At 65.7% G+C, this 26,126-nt stretch carries 18 protein-coding genes; 9 read left to right on the top strand and 9 right to left on the bottom strand.

Features of this window, described 5'->3' with window-relative positions:
- Window positions 1-235 precede the first annotated feature (235 nt).
- The 3 genes from K1X74_21545 to K1X74_21535 all read left to right on the top strand — a co-directional run bounded on the left by K1X74_21545 (window position 236) and on the right by K1X74_21535 (window position 5,605).
- Complete coding sequence (locus K1X74_21545) at window positions 236-1,318, top strand: tetratricopeptide repeat protein (protein MBX7168936.1); 1,083 nt, start codon at window positions 236-238, stop codon at window positions 1,316-1,318.
- A 236-nt stretch (window positions 1,319-1,554) separates the two neighbouring features.
- Entirely contained in the window at window positions 1,555-4,224 is a 2,670-nt protein-coding gene (locus K1X74_21540) for a tetratricopeptide repeat protein (GenBank protein ID MBX7168935.1), read from the top strand.
- A gap of 7 nt (window positions 4,225-4,231) precedes the next feature.
- Window positions 4,232-5,605: a glycosyltransferase family 39 protein gene (locus K1X74_21535; protein ID MBX7168934.1), complete on the top strand. Its 1,374-nt coding sequence runs from the start codon at window positions 4,232-4,234 to the stop codon at window positions 5,603-5,605.
- Here K1X74_21535 and K1X74_21530 read toward each other — a convergent pair.
- The 4 genes from K1X74_21530 to panB all read right to left on the bottom strand — a co-directional run bounded on the left by K1X74_21530 (window position 5,602) and on the right by panB (window position 11,034).
- On the bottom strand, window positions 5,602-7,653 hold the full coding sequence (locus K1X74_21530) for a tetratricopeptide repeat protein (GenBank protein ID MBX7168933.1): 2,052 nt from the start codon (window positions 7,651-7,653) through the stop codon (window positions 5,602-5,604). The genes K1X74_21535 and K1X74_21530 overlap by 4 nt on opposite strands.
- 3 nt (window positions 7,654-7,656) lie before the next feature.
- Complete coding sequence (locus tag K1X74_21525; protein MBX7168932.1) at window positions 7,657-7,920, bottom strand: hypothetical protein; 264 nt, start codon at window positions 7,918-7,920, stop codon at window positions 7,657-7,659.
- 127 nt (window positions 7,921-8,047) lie between these two features.
- Complete coding sequence (locus K1X74_21520) at window positions 8,048-10,117, bottom strand: thioredoxin domain-containing protein (GenBank protein ID MBX7168931.1); 2,070 nt, start codon at window positions 10,115-10,117, stop codon at window positions 8,048-8,050.
- 116 nt (window positions 10,118-10,233) lie between these two features.
- Window positions 10,234-11,034, bottom strand: coding sequence for a 3-methyl-2-oxobutanoate hydroxymethyltransferase (gene panB, locus K1X74_21515; GenBank protein ID MBX7168930.1), 801 nt, complete (start codon window positions 11,032-11,034; stop codon window positions 10,234-10,236).
- A gap of 172 nt (window positions 11,035-11,206) precedes the next feature.
- On the opposite strand from panB, the gene K1X74_21510 reads away from it, so the two are divergent.
- Entirely contained in the window at window positions 11,207-11,926 is a 720-nt protein-coding gene (locus K1X74_21510; protein MBX7168929.1) for a hypothetical protein, read from the top strand.
- A 73-nt stretch (window positions 11,927-11,999) separates the two neighbouring features.
- Here the strand turns inward: K1X74_21510 and K1X74_21505 are convergent, their stop codons facing one another.
- From K1X74_21505 to K1X74_21495, 3 genes are all read right to left on the bottom strand, one after another.
- Window positions 12,000-13,289 (bottom strand): DUF1501 domain-containing protein, encoded by a 1,290-nt coding sequence (locus K1X74_21505; protein MBX7168928.1) that lies wholly within the window; start codon window positions 13,287-13,289, stop codon window positions 12,000-12,002.
- Between the two features lie 56 nt (window positions 13,290-13,345).
- Window positions 13,346-15,058 (bottom strand): DUF1549 and DUF1553 domain-containing protein, encoded by a 1,713-nt coding sequence (locus K1X74_21500; protein MBX7168927.1) that lies wholly within the window; start codon window positions 15,056-15,058, stop codon window positions 13,346-13,348.
- An 88-nt stretch (window positions 15,059-15,146) separates the two neighbouring features.
- A complete protein-coding gene (locus tag K1X74_21495) occupies window positions 15,147-15,338 on the bottom strand; it encodes a hypothetical protein (protein ID MBX7168926.1) in 192 nt (63 codons plus the stop codon).
- A 53-nt stretch (window positions 15,339-15,391) separates the two neighbouring features.
- On the opposite strand from K1X74_21495, the gene K1X74_21490 reads away from it, so the two are divergent.
- The gene (locus K1X74_21490; protein MBX7168925.1) at window positions 15,392-16,543 is read left to right on the top strand and encodes a GNAT family N-acetyltransferase; all 1,152 of its coding nucleotides are present in this window, start codon (window positions 15,392-15,394) and stop codon (window positions 16,541-16,543) included.
- Window positions 16,544-16,574: 31 nt separating this feature from the next.
- Here the strand turns inward: K1X74_21490 and K1X74_21485 are convergent, their stop codons facing one another.
- Together K1X74_21485 and K1X74_21480 are read right to left on the bottom strand one after the other, a co-directional pair.
- Entirely contained in the window at window positions 16,575-16,961 is a 387-nt protein-coding gene (locus K1X74_21485) for a GlsB/YeaQ/YmgE family stress response membrane protein (protein ID MBX7168924.1), read from the bottom strand.
- 203 nt (window positions 16,962-17,164) lie between these two features.
- On the bottom strand, window positions 17,165-17,416 hold the full coding sequence (locus K1X74_21480) for a hypothetical protein (protein ID MBX7168923.1): 252 nt from the start codon (window positions 17,414-17,416) through the stop codon (window positions 17,165-17,167).
- A gap of 315 nt (window positions 17,417-17,731) precedes the next feature.
- On the opposite strand from K1X74_21480, the gene K1X74_21475 reads away from it, so the two are divergent.
- From K1X74_21475 to K1X74_21460, 4 genes are all read left to right on the top strand, one after another.
- Window positions 17,732-20,890 carry a CHAT domain-containing protein gene (locus K1X74_21475; GenBank protein ID MBX7168922.1) on the top strand — a complete coding sequence of 1,053 codons (3,159 nt, stop codon included), beginning with the start codon at window positions 17,732-17,734 and terminating at the stop codon, window positions 20,888-20,890.
- Window positions 20,891-21,143: 253 nt separating this feature from the next.
- A complete protein-coding gene (locus K1X74_21470; protein MBX7168921.1) occupies window positions 21,144-22,355 on the top strand; it encodes an efflux RND transporter periplasmic adaptor subunit in 1,212 nt (403 codons plus the stop codon).
- A gap of 8 nt (window positions 22,356-22,363) precedes the next feature.
- The gene (locus tag K1X74_21465) at window positions 22,364-25,534 is read left to right on the top strand and encodes a multidrug efflux RND transporter permease subunit (GenBank protein ID MBX7168920.1); all 3,171 of its coding nucleotides are present in this window, start codon (window positions 22,364-22,366) and stop codon (window positions 25,532-25,534) included.
- A gap of 208 nt (window positions 25,535-25,742) precedes the next feature.
- A complete protein-coding gene (locus K1X74_21460; protein ID MBX7168919.1) occupies window positions 25,743-26,024 on the top strand; it encodes a small basic protein in 282 nt (93 codons plus the stop codon).
- Window positions 26,025-26,126: the final 102 nt, after the last annotated feature.

Raw genomic sequence — 26,126 nt, 5'->3', positions numbered from 1 at the left:
GTCGCAGTGGCGGCCGGCCGGTGCCGGCATGCTGCCAGCTAGCGGGGCCAGGTAAACGGCTTGTGACGATTCTGATGGAGGCCCACGCACAAGTGGGCCGATGTCAAGACAGGAGAGCAGGAACTCTCCAGCCGCGCCCGCCGGCCGGCGGCAGTTCCCGGGTCGATCTCGCGATCGCGCCGGATGCCAGCCGGATCCTCTGCCGGGCCGCGACATTCAGGCAGGGAGGCAAGTCGTGTTCCAAGCTCATTCGTTGCGCCGTGCAGTGCTGATCGCGGTCGCCGCGGGTTTCTTCGCTCCTACGCAGGCACCGGCGCAGGGTTTCTCCTGGTTCAAGAAGAAGTCGGCCAACAGCGTCGACGTCGACGCGCGCCAGGACGTGTTCAGCGATCAAGCGAGCGATAACGGCAGTCGATCGTCGGCCTTCGGCTCCAGCGGCACGAAACAGCCCAGCGCGTTTCGCCGGTTTACGACCAAGGTGAGCGACGGCACGAAAAGCGCGACGTCGCGCATGTCGAGTATGTTCAAGCGCGACAAGGGCCCGAGCCAGAACCCGTTCAACCAAGACGCGCAAGTCGCTGAAAACGACCCCGTGGCCTTGTCGACGCCGGCCAAGCCTTCGGCCAGCTTCTATCTCTCGGTGGCGCAGATGCACGAGCGCACGGGCAACCTGGCCGGCGCCGAGCAGTTCTATCAAAAGGCCCTGGCGCTCGAACCCAAGAACCTGCAGGTGCTGCTCGACTATGCCCACATGAAAGATCGCGCAGGCAGCCTGCCCGAGGCCGCAGAACTGTATCGCACCGCGATCAAGTACCATCCGAAATCGGCCAGCGCTCACAACGACCTGGGCATCTGCCTGGCGCGACAAGACTCGCTGTTGGACGCGATGGAATCGATCAACGAGGCCATTCGTCTCGATCCGCAGCGCAAGCTGTATCGCAACAACCTGGCCAAGGTGCTCGTCAAGGCGAACCGGCCGCAGGACGCGATGGCGCAGCTCGCGGCGGTCCACCCGCCGGCCATCGCCCACTACAACATGGGCTATCTGCTTTACGAACAGCAGAATCTCACCGGCGCCGAGTTTCACTTCGGCCAGGCGCTGGCGGCCGATCCGCAATTCGCCGCCGCGCGGCAATGGTGCGATCAGCTCGCCGCGATGCGCGGCGGTCAGGGCCCCCTGGGCCCGGCCGGCCATCCCGAAGTGGCGCGACGCCTGCAACCGCCGACGACGCAGGTTGCGCCGGTTGTGCCGGCATCGCCCTATGGGTCGGCCGGCGAGAATATCAACGTGCCGCTCCCCCCGGGTGTGCCGCAGTAGTTTTTGCGGCCATCGGGCAGGCATTTGTAGGTCTTCGCAGGCTGCCCAATCGTTGCGGGCCGACGCGGGAAGCGACTACGATGGAGGACTCCGAGGATTCGCCTCGGTGTTCGTCCCCTCGTTAGGCGCCGCGCGCCGGGAAAGCGCATCGAGTGAGCTTGGCGACGCAGGCAACTGCTCCCCCCACCGCATCGTCCGCGGCCGTATCGGGAGCTGCGCGGGGCGTAGCCGTCCTGTTGGCCGGCTTACTGGTGGTCGCAGCCACGCTGGCCGCATTCTGGCCGGTCTCCGGCGCGGGTTTCCTATCGTGGCGCGATGGCGAACGCGTGCTCGATTCGGCCTTGGTCCAAACCCGGTCGTTCGACCGGATTTGGAGCGAGCCGGTTCAGAGCCGTTATCTGCCGGTCGCCGTGTCATGGTGGGCTTTGTTGTCGCCTGGATCGGCCAGCGCCGCACCAGCGCCGCCCGGCGCCTCGGCACCGGTCCCCGCCGCGCCGAAATGGATCGCGCCCTCTTCACGGCAGTTTCATCAGGCCCAGCTCGTGCTGGCGGCACTGTGCGCTTGGCTGGCGTTTTGGATCTTTTACCGTGTGACCAGGCACGTCGCAGCGGCGACTGCCGCGGCCATCGTCTTTGCTGTCCATCCTTGGCAGGTCGAGCCGGTCGCGTGGGTCTCGCAAGCGCCGCAGATGCTGGGGCTCTTGTTGGGGCTGGCGGCGCTGGCTCTGTATTTCACGTTGGCCACCTCCCGTGTTGACACTCCCCAAGCCGGCCGACGCAATAGCTCGGTGCAGCCGCTGGGTTATCTGGCCGCAACGCTGTTTTATGCATTGGCATTGCTGGCCGATCCGCTTGCGTTGCTCACTCCGCTGTTCGCCTGGGTGATCGATTGGGGCTGGGTGCGACCGCGCGAGCGCAAGGCGCCGGTCCCGATGCGCTGGGCCTTGCTGGTGCTGTGGCTGTTTCTGGGGGGCATGGCGCTCGTGCAGATTCGCTTTGCCCTGCCGCGCCCTGCCGTTGCGACAGTCAGTTGGACCGAAGTGTTCGCCGCCTGGCCCTGGCTGAGCATCGGCGCGTTGAGCGTCGCTGTGATCCTGATTGCCAGTGCCTGGTTGGGCCGGGTCGATCGCACCCTCACGGCTTGTGGCCTGCTCATCGTGGCCCTGCTTCCCGCGGCGGGCGTTTGGCCTGGGATGGTCGAAGCCGGATTGACCGCACCCGTAACCGTCTGGGCGCTCCTGGGACCGGCCATGGCCTTGGCCGGTGCATTGAGTCTTTGCGAACGGTCCGGCGGCTATGCGCTGGCCGCGGTCTTGGCGGGTATCTTGCTGGTCACCAGTCATGTCGAGGCGAGCAGCTGGACGAGCGATGCGTCGCTGGCCGCGCGTCTCGAACGACAGAATCCCCGCAGTCCTCTGGCGTCGCTGTTGCGGGCCCGTGCGGCATCGGCCCAAGGCGAGACGGTCACGGCCCAGTCGGCGCTGACCGAGGCGCTCGAGCGCGATCCCAATTTTGTGGCCGCGATGGTCGAGCGCGGTTCATTGAGCCTGGCGGCCGGAGACAAGGCCGCGGCCGAGTCTGTTTTTGCGGCGGCATTGAAGCTTGCCCCCGACGAAGTCGCGGCGCTCGACGGTTACGGGCAATCGTTGTCTGGCTCGATCCGCGGCCACGATGCGATTGCGGCGTTTCGTCGGGCATTGAAGTTCGATCCGCACCGCGCCGAGACGCATCTGCATCTGGGCCATGCGCTGCTGCACAATGGCGATACCCAGGGCGCGCTGGCCAGCTTCGAGACGGCGCTGTCGCTACGCCCCGGCTCGGCCGCGGCCTATTTGGGCCTGGCGATGGCCAATTCGCGGTTTCCGGAACAGGATCGTGAGGCCATCTACCGTTCGATCGATAACGCCCAGAAGGCGCTGCAAGTCAATCCGCAGCTGGCCGAGGCCCGGGCCCTGCTGATCGCCGGCCATCGGCGCTTGAGCGAATTGCTGTCGGCCGAAGGCCAAACCGCCGCCGCGGAAGAAGAACTGCAAGCGATCCTGCAGATTGCCCCGGACGAATTCGAGACGCTATGCACGCTGGGAAACCTGCTGCTGACTCAGCAGCGATACGCCGAAGCCGAGGCGCGATTCAAGGGATCGCTCGGCGTGCAGCCTTCGCATCTCGAGTCGCGCTACGGCCTGGGGATCGCCTACTGGTCGCTCAACAATCCGGCCGAAGCCGAGGCCTGTTTCCGCGAGGTGCTTGCCGCTCGCCCGAATCATCCCGGTTCGCTCTATCAGTTGGCACTGATCCAATCCTCGAATGGCCGGATCGCCGAGGCCCTTGCCGGGTACCGCGCGGCCTTGGCTGAGAAAGATCATTTTGCACGTTGGCCGTCGGCGGCGAACAACCTGGCTTGGATCTTGGCGACCTGCGAGGACGAGCAATATCGCAACGGCGAAGAAGCCGTGATGTGGGCGAAACAGGTGTTCGACCTGTACCTGCAGCAGCAACCGCCCGATTTCCTCGAGTACGTCGACACGCTGGCCGCGGCGTATGCCGAAGCGGGCAAGTTCTCGGACGCGATCGACCTGGCCCGCCGCGCCGTGGCAATGTGTGATAGCCTGGGCTTGGCCGAGGGCAAGGCGCGGTTCCAACGCCGGCTGGAGCTGTACATCACGGGTCGCCAGGTGCGAGAGCCCATTTCGCTGGCTGGCGGCGCGGAGCCCGAAAGTCAGCCGGAGGGCATACCGCAGATTGATCCGACGCTGCCGCCTCCCGATCTCGACACGTCGCCGGCCGAACTGCCCGAGGCTCCGGAAATGCCCGCACCGGAACAAGCTTCTACCGCGCCGGCGTCTGAGCCCCCGTCGAAATCAGAACCTGCGCCGGCGGCCGATGCGCCGCCCGCGACCACGCCGTGAGCACGCCGTGAGCACGCTTGTCCGATCGCGCGCTGCCGCCGACCCTGCGGCGGGTTCCGCGAGCCTGTGGTCGCTCGTATTGGCCGCGATGGTGCTCAGGATGGCGGTGCTGCTCGCCTCGCTGCTTGCTTCCAACGGCGGCCGTCCTTGGATCGAGCCCGATTCGGCCGCGTATCTCGAAACGGCGCGATCGCTGGCGCTGAAAGGCGAGTTTTCGCGGGGCGACGAGCCAGAAGTCTTGCGCACACCGGGCTACCCGTTGCTGCTTGCCTTGGGCGCGGCGGTCGGTCGCATCGAAGCGACGAGCCTGGTGCTGCAAGTAATGCTGGGCGGCCTGAGCGTGGCCCTGGTCTACCTGCTGGCCAAGGAATTACAGCTGGCCGAACGCGTCGCATTGACCGCCGCGGCCTTGGCGAGTGTGGAACCGCTCGGCGTGCTCTATGCAGGCAAACTGCTCTCGGAGACCTTGTTTGCGTTTGTCTTGCTTGCCGCGCTCGTGGCCCTCGCGGCCGGACTCCGCCGCGGCCATGGCGGTGCCTTGTGCGTGGGTTTTGCGCTGCTGGTCGCCGCGGCGTTCGTGCGGCCGATCGCCGTGTTCTTGCCGCTCGTGATCTGGGTCGTCGTGGCGTTGCGCTCGCGTCCGTGGTTGCGTCAGCTCCCCGCGACATGGTTCAAGACGTGTTCCAAGCCGATCATGTCCCTGTGCCTGATCGGCGGTATCGTGCCGGCCGGGCTTTGGGCGCAGCGCAACGCCGACGTGGCCGACTATCGCGCGTTCTCGGCGGTGAGCGACGTCAACGCCTATTTCTGGCACGCGGCCGGGGTATATGCCAAGCAGCACCGTCGCGATCTGCGCGACGTGCAGCGCGAATGGGGCCTGGCATCGCGCGAGGCGTACGTCGCTGCGCATCCCGAACAGCGCGTCTGGTCGCAGGGGGCACGCTATCGCTGGATGCGGAAAGCCGCACGCGAGATCCTGGAATCGGCGCCGGGCACCTTCATCGAGCAATACGGCCAGGGGCTCGTCGCCACCTTGATCGATCCGGGCAGCGGCGCGCTGATCGCATCGCTTGGCGGCCAACGCCTGCCGCGCCCGCTGCGCCTGATCCTGCACGCGCTGGCTGCAAGCGCGCTGGCGGGCCTTTATCTCGCGGCGCTGGCGGGGCTGGTGCTGCAACGCTCGCGGTTCTTCACGCTGGCCGGTGGCCAGGTGCTGCTCGTGACTGGCTACCTGCTGGTCCTGTCTGGAGGACCCGTCGGCTATCACCGCCTGCGCCACCCGGTCATGCCGCTGGTTTGCGTTTGGGCTGCGCCGGCCTGGGCATCGCTCGCCGAACGTTCGGGCCGCACCAGGCCTGCGTCGAGCGCAGCGGCGATTTAGCGCCCCGGAATCTTCAGGCGGTGCCCCGGAGGAACGTTCCGCACCGGCTGGCCATGATGGTAAAGATTCAAACGCTCGCTGACGCCGGCCAGGTAATCGTTCCACGCTGCGTCTTTCGCCGCGAGCAGCTGCAATTCCTCGACCAACTTGCTGCCCACCTGCACGGCCAACATGTACTGGTTGGTTTCCGCGTAGCTGGCCGCCAGCGCGTCGAAGAACAGCGCATCGGGCCTGTCCTGTGGCGCCGCAGACTTGGTTTCAAGACCTGCACGAATCGACTCGCCGAGTTTCACGGCGGCCGGGCCATTGCGCAGCTTGGCGTCATTCGAGGTGGACCACAGCCACATCAACTCGGCAGCCGCCGGCATCCATTGAGGATGCATTTGCAAGGCCCGCTCGAATTGCTCGATCGCCGGGCCGGTCGCGCCGCTGTCGGCCAGCGCCTGGGCGAGGAACACGTGCGCCTCGGGGACAGAATCATTCAGCTCGATGGCCCGCTCGAACGACTCGATAGCATGCGCCTGATCGCCGGCCCGTTGGTAGATGCGGCCCAGGCCGATGTGTGCCAGGTGATTGTCGGGCCGTAGCTTCAACGCCTTGTGCAAGACCTCCGAGGCTTCTTCGTACTGGCCCGCGCCTTCCAGCGCGATGCCCAGGTTGCCGATCAGGCCGGGGTGTTGCGGGTCGGACTCGAGCCCGCGACGAAAATGGGCCAGGCCCTCGTCGAATTTGCCCACCGAAACCAGCAGGTTGCCGATCGCCAGGTTGCCCATCACGCTGCGCGGATTCACGGCCAGGGCCCGGTTGAACACGGTCGCCTGGTTCTGCCAGTGCTCGCTCGCTCGGTTAGCGATGAACCCGAACACCAGCAGCAAGCCAAAGACGCCGAACAAGACCGGCCGCCGATCGTAGTAGGTCAGGATTGCGGCCACGGCCAGCGCGGGTCCCAACATGGCCAGATAGGCATAGCGGTCCGCGACGGTCGAGATCTCCTGGAACGCGAACGGAATCAATCCCAGCGTCGGTGCGAGTCCTGCGACGAACACGGCGAGCGCGGTCAGCCAGGTGCGTTGGCGAGGCAGCGCGGCGAGCACGGCGGCCAGCGCCACGGGCAGGACCCAGGTGAAATAGATGGCCGGCTGTTTCACGAGCCAGGCCGGCGTGCGCCCGTAGTCCAGGCAGTAGGCAAAGGGCGAGACGAGTTTTTGCAGATAGAAGCTGACGGCATCGGCCGCCACCAGCGGCCGCCACGCCGGAGCCGCCAGATTGCGCAAGGCCGAGGCCTCTTGTTCGCTCGCGGCCCACCAGGCGACGAGCACGACGAGCGCCGCCCAAATCGCCAGCGGCAAAGCCAACCGGCGCAATGGGCGCTGCTGAAATCCCCATTCAACGGCCAGCGCGATCAGCGGAATCGCCGCTGCCGAAGGCTTGGACAGCAGCGCCAGCGCCAAGAGCAGTGTGGCAGCGCCGAACAGGGGCCAGCGCTTGGCGGGCTTGGCCGCGAGCGATTGTCCGAACACGAGCAGGGCGCCGCAGCCGAACAGGGCGGCCAGCGTCCCCTTGGTTTCGGTGACCCAGTTGACCGTCTCCGTCTGCAACGGGTGCACCGCAAAGAGCAACGCACCGGCAACCGCAGCGAGGCTGTTCAGCCGCAACGTGCGCAGCCAGACGAACACCAACACCGCCACGGCCACATGCAGCGCCAGATTGGCAAAGTGAAACAGGCCGGGGTCGAGCTGCAAATTGCTCGCGGTAGGACGCAACGTGCGTGCCGCTTCGGCCTCGGCGACCCAAAAGCTGTAGGTCACCGGGATGTACATGCTGGCGTAGGGCTCACGCCAGAAACGGCCCAGACCCGCCCAGTTGAGTTGGTCGTTTGACTGGATGTTGATCAGGTCGTCAAAGACAAAACCGTGGCTGCCTACGTGGTGAAACACGGCCAGGGTCAGCGCGACGAGCACGAGCATCGCCTGCCAGGGGGCGATGGTCTCGCCCGGCGTCGTCGCCGCAGCGGGCTGCTCACTTCGCTCGACCGCAGTCACCACCATGCGCTACCAGATGTAGACCGGGTATAAGGGACGCGGAACGAACACGGGGACCGGCGCGGGCACGACCACAACCGGCCGCGGGATGATCGGTAACGGCCGGAACACTCGCGGGCGATAGAACCGCGGGCGCGCGTAATACGGACGCCAGGCGACCCGTTGAACGGCCGCCGAAGGATTCACGCCTACGGGGCTCGCCGGCGCGAGCAAAGTGGTGGTCAAAGCCATGAACGCCGCGAACAGGGTCATCACCAGCAGTCGTCGCAACATTGGATCAGCTCCTCCGTAAGGGGAATGGTCGCGCGGTCACCGCGCCCTGACGATGGTAAAGCGCCGCGTCGCGATTGCAAAGCGCCGCGGCCTTGTGCGGCAGGTACAGGCGGCTCCCCAGCGACCATTAATCCGCACGCCGCGACAATTTGCGCCAGGTTGCCAAGACTGCCTCGAGCCCCGACACCGGCGCGTCGCAGGCAAAGTTCTGGCAGAGATAGACCGTCGGTTCCGCGCCCGCGGACTCTTTGCCCGCGAAAGTGGAGGCCAGCAGCCCGCCGGCGGTCGCTTGGGGCTCGCGCAGGGCCAGCACGCGCGAGGCCACGAAGTGCGACCAGAAATCGCGCACCGCCGCACGCACGTCGGCGCCGTCGCGATGGCCCACGAGGACGATCTCGGGCGTCGGTCCGACCAAGAGATCGGCGGCCAACAGCATCTGGCCCATGGCGGTCGACGATTGTTCCATGAGGCGCGCGCACCCGGCGAGCGTGCGCTCGGCCGCCGTGAGGTAATCATCGCGGCCTAACAGCTTGCCCAGCCGCACGAGCACGGTCACCGCGACGGCGTTGCCGCTGGGCACCGAACTGTCAATGACGTCCTTTTGGCGACTGATGAGCGGCTCGTGATCCTGGGCCGTGTAGAAGAACCCCGGCTCGTTCCCATCGCCAAACTGCGCCAGCACGATGTCGCACAACGCCACCGCCTCGGTCAGCCAGCGCTCGTCGAAGGTGGTTTCGTAGAGCGTCACCAGCGCGCTCGCGAGGCAGGCATAATCGTCGAGGTAAGCGTCGATCCGTGCCGCGCCTGCTCTCCAGGTGTGCAACACTCGCCCATCAGCGCGCCGCATCTGCTGCAGCACGAAACTCGCGGCGTTGGCCGCGACCTCGGTGTAGCGCGGTTCGTCGAGCACCGCGCCGCCCAGGGCGAATGCCTCGATCATCAAACCGTTCCACGCCACGATCACCTTGTCGTCGAGCGCCGGCGGGACGCGGCGCTCGCGCACCCGGAGCAGCTCGGCCCGGGCTGCGGCCAGTTCGGCCGTCAGCTCGGCAAGCGGCCGGTTGAGGATCGCCGCGCATTGCGGCAGCGTCTTGGGCAGATTGAGGATGTTGTGCCCTTCGAAATTCCCGCCCGGCGAGACGTCGTAGACGTAGCAGAACGTCTTGGCTCGCTCGGGACCGAGCACCTGTTCGACCTCCTGCGGCGTCCAGACATAGTACTTGCCCTCTTCGCCCTCGCTGTCGGCGTCTTGCGTGCTCGAGAAGCCTCCCGCTTGATGGGTCATTTCGCGCAGGACGTATTCCAGCGTTTCGCGGGCCACGGCGGCATGGCTCGGCTTGCCGGTTGCCTGATGCGTTTCGAGACAGGCGACCGTCAACAGGGCGTTGTCGTAAAGCATCTTTTCGAAGTGAGGCACCAGCCACATTTCGTCGACCGCGTATCGATGAAAGCCTCCGCCGAGATGGTCGTAGATGCCGCCGTGCGACATCTTTTCCAGCGTGTGCGTGACCATCCGCAGGTACTCGGGACGTTGTGTCCGGTACCAGGCCCGCAGCAGGACCCGCAGGTCCATGGGATGTGGAAACTTGGGCGCGCCGCCGAAGCCGCCGTTGCGCGTGTCGAAGGCGCGCTCGAGCTGCGCGGCCGCCGGGGAGACAGGGTCGCTGGGCAGCGCTTGCGGCGTCGCCGCCAGCGTACCGGCTTTTTGGACGTGGGCGGTCAATTGGCCGGCCTGGTCGATGGCCTGCGCGCGGCGATTGCGCCAGGCGTCCAAGACCGCATTCAGCACCTGGTCGAAGCCGGGCATCCCGTGCTTGGGGTGCGGTGGCCAATAGGTGCCGCCATAGAAGGGCTGCTTGTCGTGCGTCAGAAACACCGACATCGGCCAGCCACCACGCCCGGTGATCAATTGCACGGCCGTCATGTAAATCGCGTCGACGTCGGGGCGCTCTTCGCGATCGACCTTGATCGAGACGAAGTTCTCGTTGAGGAGCCGGGCAATCTCGGCGTTCTCGAAGCTCTCGTGCTCCATCACGTGGCACCAGTGGCACGCCGAATAGCCGATCGACAGAAAGATCGGCCGGTCTTCGGCCCGTGCACGGACAAAGGCCTCGTCGCCCCAGGGATACCAGTCGACGGGGTTCTCGGCGTGCTGCAGCAGGTAAGGGCTCGACTCCGCGGCCAGGCGATTCGGCATGACGACCGTCCTCCAATCCCGCGAGTACCGATACGAGCCCCGTGCTGTCGCCCGGAGAAGGCGCCACTGCCACGGCGGATGGCCAGCGCCGCCGGGCACGTGCGAACAGGCGGCAATTATTTATAGCAATGCTCGGGACCGGGAAATTCGCCCCGACGCACGTCGTCGCGAAACTGTGCGACGGCACCGGAAATCACGCCGTGCAGATCGGCGTAGGCCTTGACGAATCGCGGCAAATAGCCGGTCGTCAGTCCGAGCAGGTCGTGAATCACCAGCACCTGGCCATCGCAGCCCGGACCGGCGCCGATGCCGATCGTCGGCACGTCGACCGCCGCGGTCACCTTGTGGGCGATCTCCGCCGGAATGCACTCGAGCACGATGGCAAACGCGCCGGCTTCGGCCGCGGCCTTGGCGTCCGCCATCAGCACGTCTTCGTCGCGCTGGACCTTGTGTCCGCCCAGTTGCAGGACATTTTGCGGCCGTAGACCAACATGGGCCATCACGGGAATGCCGGCCCGCGCCAAGGCGGCGATCACGTCGGCCTGGTCGGCCCCGCCTTCCAGCTTGACGGCCTGGCAGCGCGTCTCTTTGAGGATGCGGCCGGCGCTTTCGATCGCCCGGTGTATCCCCAAATGAAAGCTGGGAAAGGGCATGTCCACCACCACCAATGCCCGATTGACGGCCCGGCCGACCATCTCGGCGTGATAGATCATCTCGTCAAGCGTGACCGGCAAGGTGTTTCCGTGCCCCTGGACGACCATCGACATACTGTCGCCGACCAGAATTGCTTCGATTCCAGATTCGTCCAGCAGCCGCGCCGTGACAAAGTCGTACGCGGTCAGCATGGTGATCTTGTGCCCGGCCGCCTTCATGGCGACGAACTTGGGCACGGTCACGCGATGGGCGTCGTTCGTCATGGGGGCTTTCGCAGAGCGGCCGGTCGAAGGCCAAACGAGTGCAATCCATGCCGCGGGCAAACCCGGCCGGCACCTGATAGTATGCCACAAAGCGGGCGGCTATTCTGGAGCCCTCGGCGGAGTGCTCGACGGACTGACCAGCGATCAATCAGAGAACCGGGAGGCACCCATCATGAGGGACCGTCGAATCCAGTGGTTCGCAGTCGCCGCGCTGCTGACGATGGCGTCTGCGGCCTTTGCGCAGGATGAACGCCCCGCGCGCGAGCTGCAACCGGTCCAGGTGGGTGGCGCAATCACCGGCTGGCGGCCTGGCCCGGGGCAGAACTCGGCGCTGATCGAAATGACCGACGCCGCCAAGCAGCCGGTACTCATCAAAGTCGACGTAGGGCGGACGCGGGTCAAGCTGTCCGGCGAGGCGCTGGTCGAGTTTCTCCGGCCGGGGATGTACGTCCGCTTCAGCGGCCCGTTGAATCGCAACACGGCCCGGCAACCGGTCGAAGAGTTGCAGTTGTTTCTCCCGACCGATGGCTACGAGGTGGGCGTCATGCTCGATCCATCGGGAGATCGCAACGCGCCGGCCGTCGTGGCCGGTCAGCTCAAGACGCTGAAGAGCGGCAAGCTCACCGTGGCCGCGGACGGAAAGCAGATCAAGGCCGAGCTGGCGCCCGAGGTCAAGATCACGGTGGAGATGTCGGACTTCACGCTCGCGCGCCCGGGCGATGCGATCCGCGTGATCGGCCGGCAGGTCGAACCGGGCAAGGTCATCGGCGACGAGATCGAAATCACGCTCGCCGAACCGCTCAAAGCGCTGGAAGATCCGAAAAAGAAGCCGCGCGTGTCTCGGGCCAAGAAGCCCGCCGCCGTCGCAGAGCCGACAGAAGAGACCCCCTGACGACAAAGCCCCTGACGACAAAGCCCCTGACGACGCGGCGAACCGTCACGCGCTTGGCTACCAGCCGTGCACGCTAGGCAAACAGCTCGCTGATCGGCGCCCCGCCGTCGACGACCTTGATGGGCCGCCCGATCGAACTCATGTTTTCCTTGGCGGCGTCGATCTTCAACGACTGGCAGACCGTCTGTAGCAGGTCTTGCACCGTCACCGGCCGGTCGGCCACTTCGGCCCCCGACGGGTCCGTCTTGCCGATCACCTGACCGCCACGGATGCCGCCGCCGGCCAGCGCCACGTTAAACGCCTTGGGATAGTGGTCGCGGCCGCCGCGCGGATTGATCTTGGGTGTCCGGCCGAACTCACCCATCCAGACGACAAGCACGTCGTCCAGCAGCGAGCGCTGCTTCAAATCGCGCACGAGCTGGGCAAAGGGCTGATCGACCTCGCCGGCCAGCTTGCGCACGCGATTGAAGTTGTCGTCGTGCGTGTCCCAGCTACCGGCCGAGACCTCGACGAACGTGACCCCCGATTCGATCAAGCGTCGCGCCATCAGGCAACCCGCAGCAAAGTCGCCCTCACCGTAAGCCTCGCGCACCTTGTCCGGTTCTTCGGCGAGATCGAAGGCCCGCATGTCTCGGCTGGTCACCATCCGCGCCGTCTGCTCGTACAGCTTGCGATGGTCGCTGACTTCGCGCGTGACGTGGTCGCCTTCGAGCCGTTCGAGCAGTCCCAGCCGGCGCTGGAAGCGCGCTTCGTCGGTCGTCAGCTTGGTGTTGCTCGGCAATTGAGCCGCGGTCGCCATGACGAACGGGTCGTATTCCGAGCCCAGCAAACCGCCGCCGCCGGTGTTGCGAAACTGCTTGCCGATCCGGACAAACGCCGGCAGATCGCAGGCGTCGTCGCCCAGCTCACGCGAGGCGATCGACCCCAGCGTCGGATGTTTGACGCTCGCCGTGGGTGCGTAGCCCGTGTGCAGCAGAAAGCTGGCCCGTTGGTGATTGCCTTCCTTGGTCGTCATCGAACGCACCAGCGCGACGTCGTCCATCACCTGGGCGACGTGTGGGAAGTTGTCGGCAATCTGGATGCCCGGCACAGCGGTGTCGATTGCCTTGGTCTCGCCGCCGTTTTCGTGGTCCGGTAGCGGGTTGAAGGTCTCGAACGGGCTGGGCCCGCCTTGCATCCACAGCAGGATGCAGGCCTTGTTACGCGACCGCAGCTCGCGGGCATGGACAGCCATCAGGTCGGTCCAGCTCAGCGTGCCCGCCGCCAGTCCGGCCAACGAGACACCGCGGAGAAAATCGCGGCGGCCCAGCACCTGGCCCTGTTTCAGGCTCACGTTCGCGCGACGATGCAGCAAGTGTCTCATGACGATCCTCGAAGGTCAGGGCTGGCGGCCGCCCCAGCGCGGCCCCGGCCTAACGATTAGTTGCGGTACAGGAATTCGGTCGAATTGATCAGTGCCCAGAGGACGTCTTCGCAGCCCTCGGCCCGACTCGGCGACTTGCGGATATGGGCCAGGCAGGTGCGCAATTCGTCGTCCTGCGGCTCACGTGCCAGGCAGCGCAGATAGAGTTCGACGACAACCATCTCGTTGTCGTCGTTTTCGGCGAGCAGTTTGCCGAGCATAGTGCGGCTGTTGCGGCCGCCGATCGCCGTGTGCAGCAGGGGCGAGTTCATCAGCAACAACGCCTGGTCGATCGCGCCGGTCACTTCGTCACGCGGATCGCTCGGGTCGAAACCGAACAAAGAGATCATCTGCAACCGGCCGCCGTTCTGGGCCGCTTGTGCCAACGCCGCCGGCCGGCCTGCGCGCTCCGGGCGATCGGGCAGCTCCAACGCGGAGCTCAGCACGTTGAACAACTGGTCGGCGCGCAGCCGCTGCGGACAGTTGGCCACAAAGGGCGTCTCGTCCGGCTCGCGACGGGTTCGGCTTTCGCGCTGATAGGCGCTCGTCGAAGCGATCGTCGCCAGCAGCCACTTGACGTCGTAGTCGTGCGCGACGAACTGCCCGGCCAGGAAGTCGATGGTCTGCGGCGCCGAGGCCTGGCGATCGGGACCCAGGTCGTCGACCGGCTCGTAAAACCCCTCGCCGACAAGCTCGGCCCACAGGCGATTGACGATCGCCTTGGCAAACCACGGGTTCTCTCGGGCCGTGATCCACGCGGCCAATTGGGCGCGGCGATCGAGGTCGTCCGAGCCCAGGGGCAGCGTCTGGCCGTTGACGAAGAACTTCGGGGTCATCAACGTGCCCTTGGCCGAAGGATCTTCGAGATCGGGCATGTAATGCTCACGGTCCGGCGGGCCCTTCTTGGCCTTGGCCTTCGGGTTGTTCTTGGCGGCCGGCCGCTTCGGCGTCTTCAGCGAGGCCACTTCGAACGTGCGGCGACCGCCATCGTCCGGCGCGCGGCGCACGGCGATTCGCGGGAAGAAAGCGGCCAGCTCGTGGAATTGCTGGCGGTTCCAGCGGTCGGTCGGATGGTTGTGGCAGTTGGCGCACTGGATTTGAATGCCCATTAGTACGCGCGATACCTCGGCCGCCGTCTCGGGGATCTGTCCCCATTGCGAGGCAATCAGCACCGTGTCGCCTGCTTCGAGCAGGTTGCCTTCGGCGGTGATCAATTCGCGGGCGATTTGATCCCAACGCGTGTTGGCATTGAATTGCTCGGTCAGCCAGTTGACGGCCGCGACGCTGGAAATCAGCGCTCGATCGTCGCTCCGGCGATAGAGCATCACGTCGCGCCAATAGCGGGCCCAGTTCTGTCCATAGAGTCGATCGGCCAGCAGATGCTCGACGAGCGCGGTGCGTTTGTCGGGTGAATTGTCGAGGACGAACGCGGTCACCGATTCCGGGGTGGGCAGCTCGCCGATCAGGTCGAGCGTGGCGCGGCGAAGAAACGTCTCGTCGTCAGCCTGCTTGGTAAGCGCCGTGTCGGCCGAGTGCAGCTCCGAGGACAGCAATTGATCGACGCGTGCCGCGGCCTCGGCCGGGTTGAGCGGCGTTTCGATCGGCAGCGGCGGGGCGACGTCGGCGGCGACGCCCGAGGTTTTCCATTCCGCGGCCTGCATCGCAGCAGGCACGGCCAGGGTGCCACAGGCAACCCATACGACCCCTACAAACAAAGTAGCCCGAGCCATGGCAATTCTCTGGAGGGTTCCGCAGACGAGGACGCTGCTCCGTGACAGGTCTCTGCAATCTAACCCCGCGGTGCCTCTGTGGGTTTCGTCAGTTTTCTCCCCCGGCGCAGGCCCGCGTGGCAAAAACGCCAGCCTCGAGTTGACCAATGGCCACGATGTTGCCGTCGGGCAACCTTTCGGTGACTTGGGTCGATTCTTGTAACCTCTTTCTGTGAAAGATTTTGTGTTTCTGGTGGGGGGCCAGCCGCCAGTGGCACCGGCCTTGCTCGATGCGATTCATACGGCCCCCTGCTAGCAGACTGGGGGCCATCGCCACCCGAGCGAGCTACGACGATGAAGCTTTCCCACTCCAGCCTGCCGGCGACCAGCGTCGTGGAGTTCAACCGTCTCGAGGACCTGGTTCGCTTGCATCTGACCTGGAAGCGGCTGCTTGGGCAGACCCGCGGGGCGTCGTTCTTCCAATCGCTCGAATGGCTGCAGACGACCCTGAAGCACGCCGACTCCGAAACCCGGCTCCGCGTGATCGTGGCCTACGAAGGGGACCAGCCACTGGGGATCCTGCCGCTGGTGATTCGCACGGAGCAGACGCGGGTGGGCAAAGTCCGGGTCTGTACCTATCCGTTAGCCGATTGGGGCAGCTTCTATGGCCCGATTGGCCCCCAGCCGACAGCCACCCTGATGCTCGGCTTGAGACACTTGCAAGAAACGGCGCGCGACTGGGATTTGCTCGACCTGCGCTGGGTGCACCGCGACGGCGTCGACTACGGCCGCACCCCCAACGCCATGCGTTCCGCGGGGCTGCAGTCGTCCGATCGCGTATGGAGCGAGGTGCCGCTGGTCGAGCTTCAAGGCACCTGGGAGGAGTACCTGGCCAGCCGCGACCGGCAGTGGCGCCGGAAGCTACCGCAAAACGAGCGCCGCCTGCGCGAGACCGGCGGCGAGCTGACCTTTGTCCGCTACCGGCCGGAGAGCACCGCGGCGGGCGGGGGCGACCCGCGGTGGGACCTGTACGAAACCTGCGAGCAACTGGCCGCCGCGAGCTGGCAAGGCGCGAGCATCGACGGCACGACGCTCAGCCACGGTGAAAGCCGCGAGTATCTTCGCGACATGCACCTGACGGCCGCCCACGTCGGCGCCCTCGATCTGAACTTGTTGTACGTGGGCGGACGCCCCGCGGCCTTTCTGTATGGCTATCACTACGCGGGCAACGTGTTCGCCCTGCGCGTCGGCTACGACGCCAGCGTCGCGCAGCATGGCGCCGGCAAGTTGCTGATGGCCCGGGTGATCGAAGACAGTTTCCAACGAGGCGACCACACGCTGGACCTCGGGCCCGGTTCGCTCGAGTACAAGCGCCATTGGCAGACCCGGCTCGCGGAATCACACAGCTACTGTCATTTCGCGGTGACGGCCAAGGCCCAGGTTCTGCGATTGAAGCGCGCCGCGGTGCAATGGATGCACGGCCGGTCGATCGTGGCCGCGGGCTGAGCACCGCGAGGCCCTCGCCCCGTAGCGGCGATCACTCGTCGATCAGCACGTCGGCGTCGCGATAGCGCCGCACCCTGCGCCGTGGTCGGACATAGCTGCGTCCGTCGACGCCTTCGCTGATCACGTGGCCCGCCAGCAAGCGGTAAAAGAACAGCAGCAAGAATGAACCGCCGACTGCCACGGCGAAGCCCAGGGGCGACAAGGGCGTGACGTGTTGGCCTTCCCAGAAGTAGGTCATCACGCCCGAGCCGATCACGCTGCCGCCGATGCCCATCAACAAGGTCGTGACGGCACCGCCGGGATCGCGGCCAGGCATGATGGCCTTGGCCGCCAGGCCGACCAGAGTGCCGAAGCCGATCCACACGAGCACGACATTGGCCCAGTGCTCGAGTTCGCTGGGAACTTGGACTTCCGGCATCTCAGCCACCTGGGGCAGATTCGACTCGTCGACGTGCGGCGACTAGCAAGTTTCTTCGGCGCCGCGGCGCAGGCCGCTGGAATCTTGCTCGTCAAACTCCCGGCTGCCCGAGCCTGCTAGGACTGCAGCGACACGGTTGCTGCGGCGCGAATCTTACCGAGGGGGCACGCTCGAGCCCAAGGCGAGTTGGCCGCGCCAGCTTGCTAGCGGTTCGGGGCTTCGAGCTGTTGGGCCTGCCGCGCCGCCTTGGCCGCCTTTATGGCCGTGGCCTCGCGCTGCAACTTGAATTCGGGACCGGGCGCGAAGTACTGGACGTCGTCCTTGAGATAGTAGGGGCTCGGCAACGTCTGGCCGCCGACGTCCACCTGGCAACCTGTCATGCCCAAAGTGCTGGCGGCACAGGCGGCCAAGGCCCAGGTGCGAGCGGAGTTCCTTAACCCCAGCGAACGCTTCATCGATCGTACTCCTGCTGGCACGGCAAGCCGCGAGGGAACCTCGTCCCGAAGACGGGTCTCGGGAGTTATTCACCACCCGTTATCGGCCACCCAACCGGCAAACTTGTGATAATTGCTCCGACCGCTCCAACCGGCCCGTGGCGCAAGGGAAAGACCGGCCCCGGGCGACGGTCTTTTGCCGCGGTCCGCCGCCAGCGGTATCCTGAATCGAGACGCGTGCTATCGAGGTCTCGTGCCGTCCGGGCGCCCTGCGCTGTCGAGGGTTTGTGGCACCGAGACGCTGCGTCCCCGGGATCGAACACGAAGAGGCCGTCGATGTTCACCAGGTTCCGACGGTTCCGCAACGCGGCGCCCTTGGCGCCCGTCGCTTTGCTGGTGGTGGCGCTGGTCGGGCTCTGCTGCTGCCACACGGCGCCGGCCCAGGTGCTGGGCGATCGGTCGTATCCGCAGATCACTTACGAGGCGGTGTTCCCGGCCTATTACGACGGCGATTACGCGGCCGCGCTCGATGCCTTTCGCCGCGAAGGAAGCCGCGGGATCAAGATGCCGACCCGGTGGATCGACTCGATCTGCTACCACACGATGGTCGGCGAGTGCTACTACCAGCTTGGCCAAATGGACCAGGCACTCGAACAGTACGAATCGGCGCTGAAGCTCTATCTCAGCTTTCCCGACTGGTTGCTGCAGGTGCAGTTCCCGCCAGGTATCAATCCTCAGACTACGCTCAAGACGGTTCCCTGGGGCAAGTCGGCCCGCAAGGCACGGCCCGGCGCGTTTCCCGACACGGTGCAGATCTTCCAGGGTCAGGTCGACCAATCGCAGGTGCTGCGTCAAGGCGGCGTCGTGAAGATGCCGCTGCTGCTGGGGCTGCACGCCAACGAAATCGTGCGTTGCACGATCCTCGCCATGCGGCGCTACCGCGAATTGGGCGGGCCCACCTGTGCGCAACAGCAGGTGACCAGGGACCTGATCGCCACCTTGGCGCGCAGACCCGTCCAACCGAACCACTGGACCGAGACCTGGGCCGACGTGATGTTAGGCGTGGCCTACCTGGCCGGCGGCAAGGACACGCAGGCCAAGCCCGTGCTCGAGCGCGGCCTGATCGCGCTGGGTGAGTACGACCACCCGTTCACGGCCGTGGCCCTGTTCGAGCTGGGCCGGATGGCCATGAGCGAGGCCAACTACGAAGTTGCTGACAATTACTTCCGCGAAGCGACGTACGCGGCCGTGCAATTCGGCGACCCGGGCCTGTTCGAGGAAATCGTCCGCTGGGGTACCACGAACCATCTCGTCGCGAATCGCGACGGTCTGTGGCCGGTGCTCGAGTCGGCGCGCGGCTGGTCGCGCCAGCAGAATCAGCGGGCCCTGGCGGCCAGCGTAGCGTTGTGCATCGCCGAATCGTTGGCGGCTCAGCGCCAGGCTGCCCCCTGCCAGCAAACGCTGGCCGACGTGCGCAACCTGATCTCGCCGGAGCGGAGCCTGCAGAATTCGCGGCTGGGGGCGCGGTTCAATTACCTCTCGGCTGTCAACGCCTTTCAACAGCAGCAGGTGTCGGCCGGCGAACAGAGCCTGGCCGCCGCGATGACCTTCCAATCCAAGGGTTCGCTGTGGAATTTCCATTTGCGGCTCGTGGATCGCTTGTATGGCAGCGGCAATATCGCCCCGCGCAATGCGGTTGAATACTATGCGCAACTGCTACGCGACCCGTCGGCGCTCGACTGGAGCCAGCAGCCGCTCGAAGCGATTACGTTTGCACTCACGCCACATGCGTCCAGCTACGGGAACTGGTTCCGCGCGGCGCTCGAGCGCAAGGCACACGAGGTGGCGCTCGAAGTGGCCGATCTCGAACGCCGCGAGCGGTTCTTCACCGCCCTGCCGTTTGGCGGCCGGCTGTTGGCGATTCGCTGGCTGCTCGAAACACCGAGCGATCGCTTGGACCAGCAAGCGACGCTCGATCGGCAGGCGCTGTTGAGCCGGTTTCCCGACTACGAGGCGCTGGCCAAGCAGGTCGAGCAATTGCGCGGGCAGCTCGGGCAGTTGCCGCTGGTGCCCGACGACGACGAGGAACAACACAAGCTGGTCGCGGGGTTGAAAGAGCTGGAGTCGATCAGCGCGCGACAAGAGGTATTGCTTCGCGAAATGTCTCTCAGCCGGGAAGCGAGCAAGATCACCTTCCCCGCGCGGCACACCGCCGAAGAGATCGAATCGAAGCTGCCGGAAAAGACCGTGCTCCTCGATTTCTACTTCAGCGGCAAGAGCTATTACGTCTTCGCCTATACCGACGGCAAGTATGCCAACTGGCAAATCGCGCAGGCGGCGGGCGTTCACAAGCAGCTCGTCAAGGTGCTGCACGACCTGGGCCAGGTCGACGCCAACCGCCCTCTCGATCGTGAGGCGCTGGCCAGTGATGCCTGGAAGAAATCGGCCGCCGAGCTGCTCAAGATGCTCACCAAGGGGGGCGGCGACAATCTGTTCGCCGCGGCGGACGAGGTCGTGATCGTGCCTGACGGGGCGCTGTGGTACGTACCGTTCGAGGCGCTGCCGATCACCGACGCGGACGGCAAGTTGGTGCCCTTGCTCTCCAAATGCCGGGTGCGCTACGCGCCCTTTGCTTCGGCGTGCGTGCCCGATGGACGTGGACGCCGCCCTTCGGCGGCGACGGCGATCGTCGCGGGTCGATTGTATCCCCGGGACGAACCCGAGGTGGCCAAGAACTGGGCGCAGCAACTGGCCGAAGACCTGCCTGGCGTCGGGATCTTGCCGATGCCGCTGCCCGCGCCGTCGGCGACGTATAGCTCGCTGTTCTCGCGGCTGCTCGTGTTCGACGACATTCAATTGCCGGCGGACGACCTGTTGGCATGGCGGCCAGTGCAGTTCGACAAGCAGCCGCAAAGCGGTTCGCTGTCGTCTTGGATCGCTTTGCCCGGGGGTGCGCCGGACGAGGTGCTTTTGCCAGGATTTCACAGCGCCGCCGAGTCGGGCGTGAAAAAAGGCAGCACCGATGTGCCCGGACGCGAACTGTTCCTTGCCACCTGCGGTCTCCTGGCGTCGGGCACGCGCACGGTGCTCATCAGCCGTTGGCGCGTCGGTGGTCAGACGAGCTTCGACCTGATGCGCGAGTTCTTGCGCGAGCTGCCGGCCGGCGACGCGGCCAAGGCCTGGCAGCGGAGCGTGCTCCTGGCGATGTCGACGAAGATCGATCCGCCTTCCGAGCCGCGCGTCAACGCAGCCGGCATGAAAGATCCGCCCACGGCCGAGCATCCATTCTTCTGGGCCGGTTATCTGCTGATCGATCCGGGCAGCGGCGGTGCGTCTTCGGACGACACCGGCGGCGGGGTGCTGAAACTCAAGCCGAAGTCCGGCGACGGAGGGGAGAACCAGGAAGGCGCACCCGCCGAACCGAACGACGACTCGGGCGAAGATCGCTCGTCGAACGCCGCCGCCGACGGTTCAACGAATCGTCCGCCGAACTAGGGGTTCGTAACACGGCGAACCGTGTCGCAGGACGTCGCCAGCATGATTTCGCGAGCCAGCGCTGGTTGAGCAGCATTCCCGGCAGGCCGGGGTATGGACTAAGCTTGGATGAGGCGAGCCGTTTCAGCGCCGACGAGCGCATCCCACCCCAACTTTCCACGAGCCCTAGAGACGCTACGTCGATGGCCTCGGGAAGGCGGCTGCCTATCATTCCCCGTGAGCGCCGCTGCGGCATCGAAATCAGGCAAACTTCATGGCATCGTTCCCCCGCCAGCAAGTAGCAGCGGTCTTGTTGTGCTTGGGCGCCGGATCGAGTTTGGCCGGCTGCCGGGGGCGCAATGAGTTCGTTCCCCCGCCTCCCCCCAAGGTGACGGTCAGCCAGCCCGTCATCCGCGACGTGACCGAGTGGGTCGAGTTCACGGGCACAACGCGTGCACAGCAAACCGTCGAACTGCGGGCCCGCGTGCGCGGCTATCTGGAAAAGATCGAGTTCGAAGACGGAACACAGGTCAAACAAGGCGAACTGCTGTTCGTCGTCGAGCAGGCTCCGTTCCGGGCCGAGTTGGAAGTGGCCCGGGCCAATCTGGCCAAGTCTGACGCCGCCGTGCAACTGGCCAACGCCAATCTGGCCCGTTCGAACGAATTGGCCCGCGCCGACGCCGTGACGCGCGAACAGCTTGACTTGGACCGGGCCGAGTTGGCGCGCACCGAAGCCGAGCGCCGCGCGGCTGCGGCTGCGCTGACCGAGGCCGAGCTGAACCTGCAATACACCGAGATTCGCGCGCCGCTCTCGGGCCGCATCGGCCGGCACATGGTCGACGTGGGCAACCTGGTTCTACAGGACCAGACGGTGCTGGCCGTGATCGAAAACATCGATCCGATCCACGCATATTTCAGCGTCAGCGAACTCGAACTGTTGCGATTCATGCAACTGCGCCGCGAGAACCGGCTGCCCGACCCTGAGAAGCAGCCGCCCGAGCTCGAGCTGGCGCTGGCCGACGAGGACGATTATCCCCATCGCGGCGTGCTCGACTTTCGACAGCTCGGCATCGATCCGGCGACCGGTACGACTTTGCGGCGCGGCGTGTTTCCCAATCCCGACCTGCGCATGACGCCGGGCATGTTCGTACGGATCCGCGCGGCGGTGGGCGCACCGCAGCCACGGCTGCTGGTGGAAGACCGCGCGATCGGCACCGATCAACGCGGCGACTACGTGCTCGTCGTCGAAGGCCGAAACGTCGTCCAGCAGCGTCCCGTGCGGCTCGGGCCCTTGCAGCAGGGGCTGCGCGTGGTCAGCGAAGGCGTGAAGGAAGGGGAATGGGTCGTCGTAAACGGCCTGCAACGCGCCCGCCCGGGCACGACCGTCGATCCGGTGCGCGAGGGGAGTAAGTCCCAGGCGGCCAGCACCGCCTCGGCCCAGGCCGCGGTCCACGCTCCCGAGGCGGTGCAAGCGACTCACCGGTAATCGTCGGCATGTTTTCCCGCTTCTTCATCGAACGCCCGGTCTTCGCGAACGTCATCGCCATTGTGACGATGGTTTTGGGCGGCGTAGCGTTGGCGCGGCTGCCGGTCGAGCAATACCCGCCGATTACGCCCCCCACGGTCCGCGTGAGCGCCACCTATCCCGGCGCCAACGCGCAGGTGGTGGCCAACACCGTCGCGGCGCCGCTCGAGCAGCAGATCAACGGCGTCGAGAACATGCTCTACATGTCGTCGACCTCGTCGAGCGACGGCACCTACTCGCTGACGGTCACCTTCGAGATCGGCACGAACCTCGACGACGCGCAAATCCTGGTGCAGAACCGCGTCGCCTCGGCACTGCGGTTCTTGCCTGAGGACGTGCAGCGGCAGGGCATCAATATTCGCAAGCAGGCGACCAATATCATCCTGCTGTTGTCGCTCACCTCGCCCAACGACGACTATGACAGCCTGTTTCTGGCGAACTATGCCAACCTGGCCGTGCGCGATGAGCTGAGCCGCGTGCGCGGCGTGGGCGACGTGAACGTGTTCGGCACCGGCGTTTACAGCATGCGGATCTGGATCGATCCTGAACGCCTGCGCAGCCGCCAATTGACGACCGACGACGTGATGCGCGTGGTGCGCGAGCAAAACGTGCAAGTCGCGGCCGGACAGATTGGCCAACCGCCGCTCAACTCGGCCACGCAGTTTCAATACACCGTCAGCGTGCTGGGGCGGCTGGAAGAGGCGGAGCAGTTCGCCGATATCATTCTCAAGACCGGCGCCGACGGTGCCGTCACGCGCTTGCGCGACGTGGCCCGGGTCGAACTCGGCGCGCAGTCTTACGACCAGTTCAACCTGAAGCGCGGCAAGCCGACGGCCAATCTGGGCGTCTATCAACTGCCCGGAGCCAACGCGCTCGACGTGGCCCGCGACGTCAAGCAGGCCATGGACCGGATGGCCAAGAGCTTTCCGCCCGGTATGACCTACGTCGTCTCGCTGGACACGTCGCGGTTCGTCGAGGCGTCGATCCACGACGTCTACTGGACACTGGGCGAGGCCGGCGCCTTGGTGCTCGTCGTGATCCTGGTATTTCTGCAGGATTGGCGGGCCGTGCTGATTCCCGCGACGACGGTGCCGGTGACCATCATCGGCGCCTTCGCGGCCATGGCGGTGATCGGTTTCACGGTGAATATCCTGACGTTGTTCGGCCTGATCCTGGCGATCGGCATCGTCGTCGACGACGCGATCGTGATCGTCGAGAACGCCGCGCATCATATCGAGCGCGGCGAGGAGCCCAAGCGCGCGACCATCCGCGCGATGCCCGAGGTGATCGCGCCGATCATCGGCATCACGTTGGTGTTGATGGCCGTGTTCCTGCCCAGCGCCTTCTTGGGTGGCATCACCGGCCAGCTTTATCGACAATTCGCCCTGACCATCGCCGCCACGGCTTTGATCAGCGCTATCAACGCGCTGACGCTCAAGCCGGCCCAGTGCGCGCTGTGGCTGCGCCCGGTGCAAGGCCGACGGTGGTGGTTTTTCCGGGCCTTCAACGCCGTTTACGGGCTGGTGGAACGGGCATACGGCCGCGCGGTCGAGTTTGTGCTGCGGCACTCGTGGCCGGTCCTGGCCGTGTTCGCCGCGCTGCTGGCCTTGACCGGCTGGTGGTATGGCCGTCTGCCGACCGGCTTCTTGCCCGTCGAGGATCAGGGATACCTGATCGTCAGCGTGCAGTTGCCCGATGCGGCATCGCAGACGCGCACGAAGGAGGTGATGCGCAAGATCGACGGCGTATTGGCCGACACGCCGGGCGTAAACGATTGGAACACGATCGGCGGCATGTCCTTCATCGACCAGAGCAGCGCGCCCAACGTGGGCACGCTGTTCGTCACGCTCGACCCCTGGGACGAACGCTTGCGGGCCGGGCATACGCTCGACGATGTGCTCGACAATCTGCGCCGCAAGTTCGGCGCGATTCAAGAGGCCCGAATTATGCCCTCGGCCCCGCCGGCCATTCGCGGTTTGGGCGTGCGCACGGGCTTTCAATTGCAGCTCGAAGACCGCGGTGACGCCGGCCTGCAGGAGCTTGGGCTCGTGGCCCAGCAGGTGATCGATTCGGCCAATGGCCAAACGGCGCTGACCGCCATGAACACTTCGTACCGTCCGGGCGTCCCGCAACTGCTGGTCGATATCGATCGGACCAAGGTCAAATCGCTGGGCGTGTCGCTCGACGCAGTGTTCTCGACGCTGCAGGCCAATCTGGGTTCGGCCTACGTGAACGATTTCAACAAGTTCGGTCGCACCTTTCAGGTGCGCGTGCAGGCCGAGCCCAAATACCGCACGAACCCCGAGGATATCTCGCGGCTCGAGGTGCGCAACGCGCGCGGCGAGATGTTGCCGCTGGGCACATTGGCGTCGATCGAACGGCGCGTCGGTCCGCAGATCATCAATCGCTACAACATGTATCCGTCGGCGGCGATCACCGGCGAACCGGCGCCGGGCTACAGTTCGGGCGACGCCCTGCGGTTGATGGAACAGATCTCCCAGCGCGATCTGCCGCCGGCGATGGGTTTCGAATGGACCGGCATGGCCTACCAGGAACAACGCGTCAGCGGCGAATCGCTCGTCATCCTCGGCATGGCGATGCTGTTGGTTTATCTGGTGCTGGCCGCGCAATACGAAAGCTGGTGGGCTCCCGTCTCGGTGATTCTGGTCGTACCGCTGGGCCTGCTCGGTTCGATCGCGGCCGTGGCCATTGCGGGGCTCGACAATAACGTCTACACCCAGATCGGCATGGTGCTGATCGTGGCGTTGGCCAGTAAGAACGCCATCCTGATCGTGGAGTTTGCCCGGGCGAAGCGCGAGAGTGGCCAGGCGATTCTTGCAGCGGCCGTTGCGGCCTCCGTCCAGCGCCTGCGGCCGATCTTGATGACTTCGTTCGCGTTCATTCTGGGCGTCGTGCCGTTGGTCGTGGCCCAGGGTGCGGGCGCCGCCGGCCAGCGGGCATTGGGGACCGCCGTGTTCGGCGGCATGATCGCGGCGACCGTCTTCTCGGTCTTTTTCGTGCCGGTGTTCTTCGTGTTTCTGCAGCGGTGGGAGGAGCACCGCAGCGGGGGCCCTGTCCACCGCGAGCCGTCGCTGGCCGACGAGCTGCCGATCCTCGAGAATTCGCCGGTTCCGGTGTGATTTTGCCCTGCTCATGGGCCGCCGAAGCGTCCTTGTTCGGCCTGGCGGTGTGCTTTATACTCCGGAGTCCCCTTGCCCGACCTGATCGTCGTCCTGGCGCTGCGGCCGCTACTCGGCGTCTTGCCCGCCCCGGAAGGCGATAGCGATACCGATTCCCGGCCCGCGCCGAATTGAACCGCGGGCCGCCCTGCCCGAGGAGCGAAACACCATGTCGATGGACAAGAGCCTGCGGATTCGCCGGGGTGCGACCAGCAACCGTAGCGTACTGACGCGCGTCGAGCGCCTGCAGCGCCTGCAAGAGGCCGAACGCTGGAAGGAAGGCGACAGCCCGATCGGGTTGCCCAAGGTCCGCGTTTACAAGCTCTCGATGAAGAAAAAGAAGAAGACCAAGGAAGACGCCGACGCCGCAGCGACGGCGGGTGGCGATGCCGGCAAGGCCGCGGCCGGCAAGGCCGCCGCGGCCGGCGCCAAGGGCGCGGGCAAGAAGTAATCCGGCTGACGCTCGTCAGCCGCAGCAGCACGCATCCCCCTTCTGCGCGGCGAACAATTCATGCGCGTCACGCTTGAATACGGCCGCACCGGTCTGCAAGTC

The sequence above is a fragment of the Pirellulales bacterium genome (genome assembly GCA_019694435.1).
Classification (GTDB): Bacteria; Planctomycetota; Planctomycetia; order Pirellulales; family JAEUIK01; genus JAIBBZ01.
Note: the sequence above shows the minus strand (reverse complement) of the source record. Positions and strands in the feature narration are given on the sequence as shown.